Annotated in this window: 9 protein-coding genes, 1 tRNA gene, 1 other RNA gene and 1 riboswitch; of the genes, 6 read left to right on the forward strand and 5 right to left on the reverse strand. The window is 53.9% G+C overall.

From position 1 onward, the window contains the following. Positions 1-44 precede the first annotated feature (44 nt). The 3 genes from AU511_RS06400 to AU511_RS06410 all read left to right on the forward strand — a co-directional run bounded on the left by AU511_RS06400 (position 45) and on the right by AU511_RS06410 (position 2,919). On the forward strand, positions 45-596 hold the full coding sequence (locus AU511_RS06400; protein WP_094109150.1) for an NAD(P)H nitroreductase: 552 nt from the start codon (positions 45-47) through the stop codon (positions 594-596). An 89-nt stretch (positions 597-685) separates the two neighbouring features. Next, positions 686-2,617 (forward strand): DNA topoisomerase III, encoded by a 1,932-nt coding sequence (locus AU511_RS06405; RefSeq protein WP_094109151.1) that lies wholly within the window; start codon positions 686-688, stop codon positions 2,615-2,617. Next, positions 2,614-2,919, forward strand: a complete 306-nt coding sequence (locus AU511_RS06410; protein WP_094101430.1) for a DUF1496 domain-containing protein — start codon at positions 2,614-2,616, stop codon at positions 2,917-2,919. Before AU511_RS06405 ends, AU511_RS06410 begins: the two co-directional genes overlap by 4 nt. A 40-nt stretch (positions 2,920-2,959) precedes the next feature. Here the strand turns inward: AU511_RS06410 and xthA are convergent, their stop codons facing one another. After that, complete coding sequence (gene xthA, locus AU511_RS06415; protein ID WP_094109152.1) at positions 2,960-3,766, reverse strand: exodeoxyribonuclease III; 807 nt, start codon at positions 3,764-3,766, stop codon at positions 2,960-2,962. A 232-nt stretch (positions 3,767-3,998) separates the two neighbouring features. Further along, positions 3,999-4,094, forward strand: a riboswitch (glycine riboswitch). A gap of 19 nt (positions 4,095-4,113) precedes the next feature. Here xthA and AU511_RS06420 point away from each other — a divergent pair. Beyond that, positions 4,114-4,734: a trimeric intracellular cation channel family protein gene (locus tag AU511_RS06420; protein ID WP_094109153.1), complete on the forward strand. Its 621-nt coding sequence runs from the start codon at positions 4,114-4,116 to the stop codon at positions 4,732-4,734. Positions 4,735-4,842: 108 nt separating this feature from the next. On the opposite strand, the gene AU511_RS06425 is transcribed toward AU511_RS06420, so the two are convergent. The 4 genes from AU511_RS06425 to AU511_RS06440 form a co-directional block, all read right to left on the reverse strand. Continuing rightward, positions 4,843-4,967, reverse strand: a non-coding RNA gene (locus AU511_RS06425) — RtT sRNA. Between the two features lie 46 nt (positions 4,968-5,013). Then, positions 5,014-5,098, reverse strand: a tRNA-Tyr gene (locus AU511_RS06430). A 151-nt stretch (positions 5,099-5,249) separates the two neighbouring features. After that, positions 5,250-6,098, reverse strand: coding sequence for a formyltetrahydrofolate deformylase (gene purU, locus AU511_RS06435; RefSeq protein WP_094109154.1), 849 nt, complete (start codon positions 6,096-6,098; stop codon positions 5,250-5,252). A gap of 71 nt (positions 6,099-6,169) precedes the next feature. Then, a complete protein-coding gene (locus AU511_RS06440) occupies positions 6,170-6,637 on the reverse strand; it encodes a YchJ family protein (RefSeq protein ID WP_094102281.1) in 468 nt (155 codons plus the stop codon). A 128-nt stretch (positions 6,638-6,765) separates the two neighbouring features. Here AU511_RS06440 and rssA point away from each other — a divergent pair, with 128 nt between their 5' ends. Continuing rightward, positions 6,766-7,671: a patatin-like phospholipase RssA gene (gene rssA, locus AU511_RS06445; protein WP_094109155.1), complete on the forward strand. Its 906-nt coding sequence runs from the start codon at positions 6,766-6,768 to the stop codon at positions 7,669-7,671. Between the two features lie 78 nt (positions 7,672-7,749). Beyond that, on the forward strand, positions 7,750-8,716 hold a 967-nt coding region (gene rssB, locus AU511_RS06450), incomplete at its 3' end, for a two-component system response regulator RssB (protein ID WP_094109156.1).

The following is an 8,716-nucleotide window of genomic DNA, read 5'->3' on the forward strand; positions in this document are numbered from 1 at the left end:
CTCGTCTCAACCCTTGCTACCTGATGAATTACAGGAGATGTGTGATGGATGCCCTGGAACTATTACTTAATCGTCGGTCGGCTTCCCGATTGACAGCTCCGGCCCCCGCTGGCGCCGTGCTGGAAAATATTATTCATGCCGGTATGCGGGCTCCCGATCACGGCGCATTGCAGCCGTGGCGCTTCTTCGTGATTCAGGATGAGGGACTCAGTCGCTTCAGCGACGTGTTGGTCGAAGCGGCACAGCAAAATCATCTGGATGAGTCGGCTATCGAAAAGGCGCGTAAGTCGCCGTTTCGGGCGCCGCTGATTATCACCGTCATCGCGCATTGCGAAGAAAATCACAAAGTTCCTGTATGGGAGCAAGTGGTGTCGGCGGGCTGCGCTGTGCATGCCATGCAGATGGCGGCGCAGGCGCAGGGGTTCAACGGCATTTGGCGCAGCGGCGCCTGGACGCACAGCGACCGCGTGCGCGAAGCCTTCGACTGTCGTCCACAGGATGAAATTGTCGGATTTCTTTACTTGGGTACTCCTCAGCTAAAAGCTTCCTCGACGTTGACGCCGACCGACCCGGATCGGATCGTCCGCTATTTCTGATGCGATTGGCCATATCGAATCGCTATCTCGCTCCCTCTATACCAATATAGAGGGAGCCTCAATAACAACTGCCGGTAGTGCGGTGAATCATGCGACTTTTTATTGCCGAAAAGCCCAGCCTGGCGCGGGCTATCGCCGATGTTTTGCCTAAACCCCATCGGCGGGGGGAGGGTTATATCGCCTGCGGACAGCACGATGTCGTGACGTGGTGCGTGGGCCATCTGCTAGAGCAGGCCCAGCCGGATGCTTACGATCCCCGCTATGCGCGTTGGGCGCTGGACGATCTACCGATTGTGCCCCAGAAGTGGCGGCTGCAGCCGCGGCCTTCCGTAAGTAAGCAGCTCAATGCCATCAAAAAACTGTTAGCGCAGGCAGACGACGTCATTCATGCCGGCGACCCCGACCGAGAAGGTCAGCTGCTGGTTGATGAGGTGTTGGAATACCTCGATCTTCCCAATGAGAAACGTCAACGTGTGCAACGCTGCCTGATAAACGATCTCAACCCGCAGGCGGTCGAGAGAGCCGTGGCCCGTCTGCGACAAAACCGTGAATTTATCCCTCTGTGCGTATCTGCGCTGGCGCGTTCGCGCGCGGATTGGCTGTATGGCATCAATATGACTCGCGCCTATACGCTGTTGGGCCGCCAAGCCGGCTATGACGGCGTGCTGTCGGTGGGAAGAGTCCAGACGCCGGTGCTGGGATTGGTGGTTCGGCGCGACGAAGAGATCGAAAACTTCGTGCCTAGAGACTTTTTCGACGTCAAGGCGCATATCGTGACGCCGGCGGATGAGCGCTTCACGGCACTGTGGCAGCCCAGTGAATCCTGTGAACCTTATCAGGACGAGGAGGGGCGTTTGCTACACCGGCCACTGGCGGAGCATGTGGTGACCCGGATTGCCGGGCAGCCTGCTCGTGTTACGGGCTATAATGATAAACGGGAATCAGAAATCGCTCCGTTGCCTTACTCGCTGTCTACGCTACAGATCGAAGCCGCCAGACGGTTTGGATTGAGCGCTCAGCAGGTGCTGGACACCTGTCAGCGACTGTATGAAACCCATAAGCTGATTACCTATCCTCGTTCGGACTGCCGCTATCTGCCCGAAGAGCACTTTGCGGGGCGACAGGCGGTATTACAGGCGATTGGGGTGCATCAGCCGGATTTACAACCGCCCGAACCGATTTTTGACAGCGAACGCCGCAACCGATGCTGGGATGACGGTAAGGTGGATGCTCACCACGCAATCATCCCGACTGCGCGAACAGCCAAGACGACGCTGACGCAGCACGAAAGTCAGGTGTATGGGCTGGTCGCCCGACAATATTTGATGCAATTCTGCGCTCATGCCGTCTTCCGCAAATGCGTGATCGAACTGGATATTGCCGGGGGGAAATTTGTGGCCAAGGCCCGCTTTCTGGCGGAAGCAGGCTGGCGCACGCTCCTCGGTGGTAAAGAGCGGGACGAAGAGAACGAAGGGACGCCGCTGCCCGTTGTCAGCCAAGGCGACGACCTTTTGTGTGAACGGGGGGAAGTGGTTGAGCGCCAGACCCAGCCGCCGCGCCATTTTACCGATGCGACGCTACTCTCGGCCATGACGGGAATTGCACGGTTTGTACAGGATAAAGCACTGAAGAAAATTCTACGTGCGACCGATGGATTAGGAACGGAAGCGACGAGAGCCGGCATTATCGAGCTTCTGTTCAAGCGTGCTTTCCTGGAGAAAAAAGGTCGCTACATCCATGCCAGCGAAACTGGGAGAGCGCTGATCCATTCATTGCCGCCCAGCGCCGCGCATCCGGATATGACCGCTCATTGGGAGTCCACGTTGACGAAAATCAGCGAAAAACAGTGCCGCTATCAGGATTTTATGCAGCCGCTGACAGAGTCTCTGTGCGACATCATCCAGCAAGTCAGGCATCGTGGCAGTATGCCGTTATTACGTGGCCTGCCGCCCGCGCCCGGCAAATCGAAACCAAAAAAGCGACGTAAGTCGCAGCCTAAGGTGAAGGAGCAAAATTCATGACGGTGAAATGGGGACAGGTTCTGGCGGCCACGCTGGTGATTTTTCCTCTCTGGGGGCAGGCTAATCCGGGGAGTCATACGAATACCGATATTGTCGTGCCGGTTCCTCCGCAGGTGATTTGGGGCAACGGCAACCATTCAGGCCAGCAGAATAACGCTCAGCAATGTATTCGTTGCTGCACCTACCAGAACACGCAGTATTCCGAAGGGGCGGTCATCAAGATGGAAGGCGTATTGTTGCAATGCTCTGAGGATAAACAGAGGCTCAGCACCAATAATCTGGTGTGGCGGATGGTTAAATGAACCGTGGCGGGGCTGAGATTCTACCCCGCCAACGAGTACACTAAAGTGCGAATTCTGCCCAGATAGGCGCGTGATCCGAAGGCTTCTCCATCGCACGGATCGTGTAGTCGATACCCGTTGCGGTGCAGCTTTCCGCCAGAGACTGGCTTGCCAGGATCAGGTCGATGCGCAGGCCGCGGTTAGTATCGAAGCCTTTGGACCGATAGTCGAACCAGGAAAACTGGTCGTTGCAGGAGGGATGAGCGGCGCGGAACGTGTCCACCAGCCCCCAATTTTGCAGTCGGGCCAGCCACTCACGCTCTTCTGGCAAGAAAGAACATTTACCGGTGCGCAGCCAGCGCTTACGGTTCTCTTCCCCAATTCCAATATCCAGATCGGTCGGGCTGATATTCAGATCGCCCATGATAACCAGCGGTTGTCCTTGTGGGTGATGATGTTCGATATAGTGCTGAAGATCCTGATAGAAACGCGTTTTTGCCGGAAATTTAGTTGGATGGTTGCGGCTTTCTCCCTGAGGAAAATAGCCATTGATGACCGTCAACGGACCCTGAGGGGTATCGATATCCGCCATGATGATGCGTCGTTGAGCGTCTTCCTCATCGGTCGGGAATCCGCGGCGAACCGCCAGTGGTTCTTTCTTCGTCAGCAACGCTACGCCGTAATGGCCTTTCTGTCCGTGGTAGAACACGTGATAGCCATGCTGTGCCACGTCTTCCAACGGAAACATGTCGTCGTGTACTTTGGTTTCCTGCAAACCAATGACGTCCGGCTGGTGTTGTTCGACCACTGCGGCTAATTGATGAGGCCGCGCTCGCAGGCCGTTGATGTTAAAAGAAACAAACTTCATGTTCGCTGCCGTTGTAATGAAAATGTGCCGTGATGGTAGCAGAAATGGCGGCGGCGAGTCACGGTCGAGACCCGGTATAAACACCGATAGTAACCATCGTTGTTGCAGGGTTGATGGCGGCTGGGAGAGCCCGTATACTCCGCGTCTCGCAGGAGAGAGGAGGCCATTGCAGGCCCTCCCGCCGAAGGCGCAAACTCCCATAATCGCTCAGGTCACCCTACTGCAGGATCCATTCACGCCAACTGGAGAGCGGTTGCCAGACAACCCACCGAAGGGGCAAGCAGCCGCTGCTGCACAAACTCTCAGGTAAAAGGACAGAGGGAGGGGCACAACCACGAGAGGCTCGTGTGCTGACCTATATCTATCTTATTGCCATAACCGCAGAGGGGATGTCCGGCGCGCTGGCGGCAGGTCGCCGCAATATGGATATTTTCGGCGTTTCCTTTATCGCCTTCATTACCGCGCTCGGCGGCGGCACAGTCCGCGACATTCTCCTGGGCAATTTCCCCATCGGCTGGACTCAGCATCCCGCTTACATCTATCTCACGGTCGGCGCCGGTCTGTTTACCGTCATGATTGCGCGCTTCATGCAGCATCTGCATCGGCTGTTTCTGGTACTCGATGCCATGGGGCTCATTGCGTTCACGATTATTGGCTGCAACGTAGCGCTGTATCTGAATTACTCGTTGACGATCGTGGTCATCGCGGGGGTAACGACAGGCATTTTCGGCGGGATCTTGCGGGATATTTTCTGCAACCGCACGCCGATGGTGCTGCGTAAAGAGCTGTATGCCTGCGTCTCACTGCTGGTGGCACTGCTCTATCTCGGTTTTCGGCACGTCGGGCTTAATCACGATATCAACCAACTACTTTCCTTCCTGATCGGACTCTCTGTGCGCCTGGCCGCGATTCGCTGGTCATGGCAACTGCCGGTATTTACCTACATGCCCGGACGGTGGAAAGGGTAAGCGAACGGCATTGCCTCCTAGGTAGTAGCACGGAGACAATTTCGGATGAAGAGAAGCGCAGTCTGCTTCAATGCATTGAGTGGATTTGGGGGGTGACTCTTTCAGAGATGGTGGTGGGGGAAGGATAACTCGTCACTACGTTCCTCGCCCTTCGGGTCGTGCTGCGCACGTTGTCTCGCTATGCTCGACTCGAACCTTGTCGAAGGTTCTCACCTTCCCCCTACGGGAATAGATGGCTTCAACATATTGGATTGATTTGGGGAGTGATTCTATAAGAGATGGTGGTGGGGGAAGGATTCGAACCTTCGAAGTCTGTGACGGCAGATTTACAGTCTGCTCCCTTTGGCCGCTCGGGAACCCCACCACTGGCCTGAAACGTGTTTTGCGTTAAGCGGGGCGCATCATAACAAATGCCGCGCCCCTGTAAAGTCTGAACCGGCAAATTCAGATTTGTTTGCCGGTTTTTTATGCCATCTGACGCTGTCTTGAGCGGCTCGATGACAATAGGTCGAGCATTACAGGATGATCGTGCGATTCCCATAGACGAAAACACGCTGTGCCAGCACTTGATAGAGCGCCCGGCTGAGGACGTTTTTCTCGACGTCGCGACCCGCACGCATCATGTCGTCGGCGGTGTAGGTATGATCAACATGAATTACGTCCTGCATGATGATGGGGCCTTCATCCAGACTGTCGTTCACATAATGAGCCGTGGCGCCGATGATTTTGACGCCACGCTCATACGCCTGGTGGTAAGGGCGTGCGCCGATAAATGCGGGCAGGAACGAATGGTGAATATTGATGACCTGATTCGGGTAGTGCTGTACGAAAGCCGGGGTCAAGACGCGCATGTATTTCGCCAGGACGACATAGTCCGGCTGGTACGGGTCAATCTGCGCGATCATTTTTTGATCGTGTTCGTCGCGAGATAATCCTTCGTGGCTGATCAGGTGGAACGGAATATCAAAACGTTCAACCAGCGTGCGCAGCGTTTCGTGGTTACCGATCACGGCGGCGATTTCGACATCTAAACCACCGAAGGCGTTTTTCATCAACAGATCGCCCAGGCAGTGGGCTTCTTTGGTTACCAGAATCACAATGCGGCGACGACCTGCGTTGCTGAGTTCACGCACGGAGCCTAACGGTAAAGCGCTGTCCAGATCTTCCAGCAGCGTATTATCGTTGAAAATGCCTTCCAATTCCGTGCGCATGAAGAAACGCCCGGTACGATGATCGACATACTCAGAGTTTTGCACGATGTTCAGCTCGTGCTTGTAGCAAACATTGGTGATTTTTGCGATTAACCCTTTCGAATCAGGGCAGATAGTACGAAGAACTTTTCTTTGTATATTATGGGATTGCATGAGGGGGTTGATCCTGTCCAAAGCCAATATCAATCATTTTATTCAGCGCGCCGAAATTGCGGGCTGTCACGCTATTGTCCGCAGCACTTCTTGTATTTTTTACCTGAGCCGCAGGGACAGGCTTCATTTCTGCCGGTAGACAGATGAACGCCGTCGACATAGTACCAGCGATCGTGATGGCGAAGGAAGCGTGAGCGCTCTCTCATCAACACGTTGCGCTGAGGCGTGTTTTTGTCTGCATATCGTGCCGCAAACTCGACGAATCCTTCATCAGCCACTTCTCCCGCACTTTGAGTCAATACATTTAGGCCTCGCCATTCGGTGTTGCTGCAGGTGGATGCAATATCTGCTCGAAAGTTTTCGGCCTGACAGGTTGGGTGCCATGTGGCGATCAGGTAGTCAATGTCTTGACGAACGTAGGCGCTATAGCGCGAACGCATGAGCGATTCTGGGGAGGGGGCGGCCCTAACTCCCTGAATATAAGGTTCACAGCAACGTGAAAAGGGTTGTTGATTGCCGCAAAAGCAACATTCGGACACAATATCTACCTTAATAATTTTTTAATGAATTAAATAGTTGAGACGTATCTTAAAAACACTTCACATAGTACCCAGCGAGTTTGACGCATGGCAATGTAGTCTAGAATAAAGCAGGCAGGGGGGAAACCATGCGTAAGGTCAAGGTCGGATTGGCTTTGGGGTCCGGTGCAGCAAAGGGATGGGCACATATTGGCGTCATCAATGCGTTGAGAGAGCTCGGCATTGAGCCCGAAATCGTCGCCGGATGTTCGGTTGGCTCCCTGGTTGGCGCAGCGTATGCGACCAATCAGTTAGACAACATGGCCCGATGGGTCAGTGGTTTCGGCTATTGGGATGTGATCCGATTGATGGATCTGTCGTGGCGGCGCGGAGGGTTATTGCGGGGCGACCGCGTTTTCGAACATGTTCGTCAATTGCTGCGTACCCAGCGCATTGAGGATTGCGCCATTAAGTTTGGTGCGGTAGCCACCAATTTAAGTACAGGTCGAGAGCTCTGGCTGACAGAGGGAGACCTGCACTTGTCTATACGCGCTTCATGCAGTATGCCGGGGTTGCTGTCTCCGGTTTCGTTCAACGGCTACTGGCTGGTGGATGGCGCTGTCGTCAATCCCGTGCCCGTGTCATTAACGAGGGCCATGGGGGCGGATGTCGTCATTGCCGTTGATTTACAGCATGACGCGAGCCTGAAAAGTCATGATCTGCTCTCCGTGAAGCCCCCTCAACCAGCGATGGAAACCGTGTCGGTAGGAGGATGGTCGCAGCGAATACGCGAGCGACTTCACCTGAGAGGACGGCAGCCGGCGGAAGTCAGGCCTACGGCGATGGAGATTATGAGCACTTCAATTCAGGTGCTAGAGAACCGCCTGAAAATGAGCCGTATGGCCGGGGATCCGCCGGATGTGCTGATTCAACCCTACTGCCCGCAGATAGCGACGCTGGACTTCCACCGCGCGCAGGAGGCCATTGACGCGGGCAGACGGGCGGTAGAAAAACAACGAGAGATGTTATTGCCATTGGTTCACCGGGCTACCTGAGCCACATTTAGGTAGCCTGAATTACAACATCAGCATGATGAATATGAACAGAACAGACTGAGTTTTAAGGGGTAACTGATGGCACGACCATTTACGGGGAAAGATATTTTAATCGTTGAGGATGAAGCTGTTTTCCGTTCGGTGCTTGCGGGTTATCTAACCTCATTGGGTGCCAACGTCATTGAAGCGGATAACGGCCAGAATGCCTTCGAAATGATAATTCAGCAGCAGCCGGACCTCATCATCTGCGATCTGAATATGCCCACGATGGGCGGATTTGAGTTTGTCGATCGATTCCGCCAGCAGAATACCGACACGCCCATTCTCGTCATATCGGCAACCAGTCATATGGCAGATGTAGCGAAAATATTACGGCTTGGTGTTCAGGATGTCCTGCTGAAACCGGTCAATGATTATAACCGATTACGTGAAACGGTAATGTCATGCCTCTACCCCGATATGTTTACTTCACAGGTTGGTGAAGTCGATAAGTTAATGCAGGATATGGAATCGTTGAATGAATGCCCGGCCGATGTCAACAAACTGTTGGAGCAATTACAGCCGCCTGTCAATCAAACGATTGCACAGTGCCGTATTAATTATCGGCAGCTCACCGTAGCAGATCATCCCGGGTTAGTATTAGATATCGTGGCCTTATCGGAAGATGAACTGGCGTTTTACTGTCTGGACGTTACACAGGCCGCTCATAATAACGGTGTCGTTGCCGCATTGTTATTACGCGCATTATTCAACGGGCTATTACGCGAGCACCTCGCCAATCAGCAGCGTAAACAGCCTGAATTATCCATGTTGTTAAGACAAGTAAATCAACTGTTACGTCATGCCGGTCTTAAGGGGGAGTTTCCTTTATTGGTCGGGTATTACCACCACAGTGTGAAAAAATTGATTCTTATTTCTGCAGGATTACACGCGACGCTTAGCGTAAAAGAAAATCAGTTGATGCTGCACAGCGGAATTCCGCTCGGCGCAAAGGATAGCGCTTATCTGAATCAGCTCGGTTATCAGTGTGAGTCTTGGCAGTGTC

The sequence above is a fragment of the Lonsdalea iberica genome, assembly GCF_002111585.1.
GTDB classification, from domain to species: Bacteria; Pseudomonadota; Gammaproteobacteria; order Enterobacterales; family Enterobacteriaceae; genus Lonsdalea; species Lonsdalea iberica.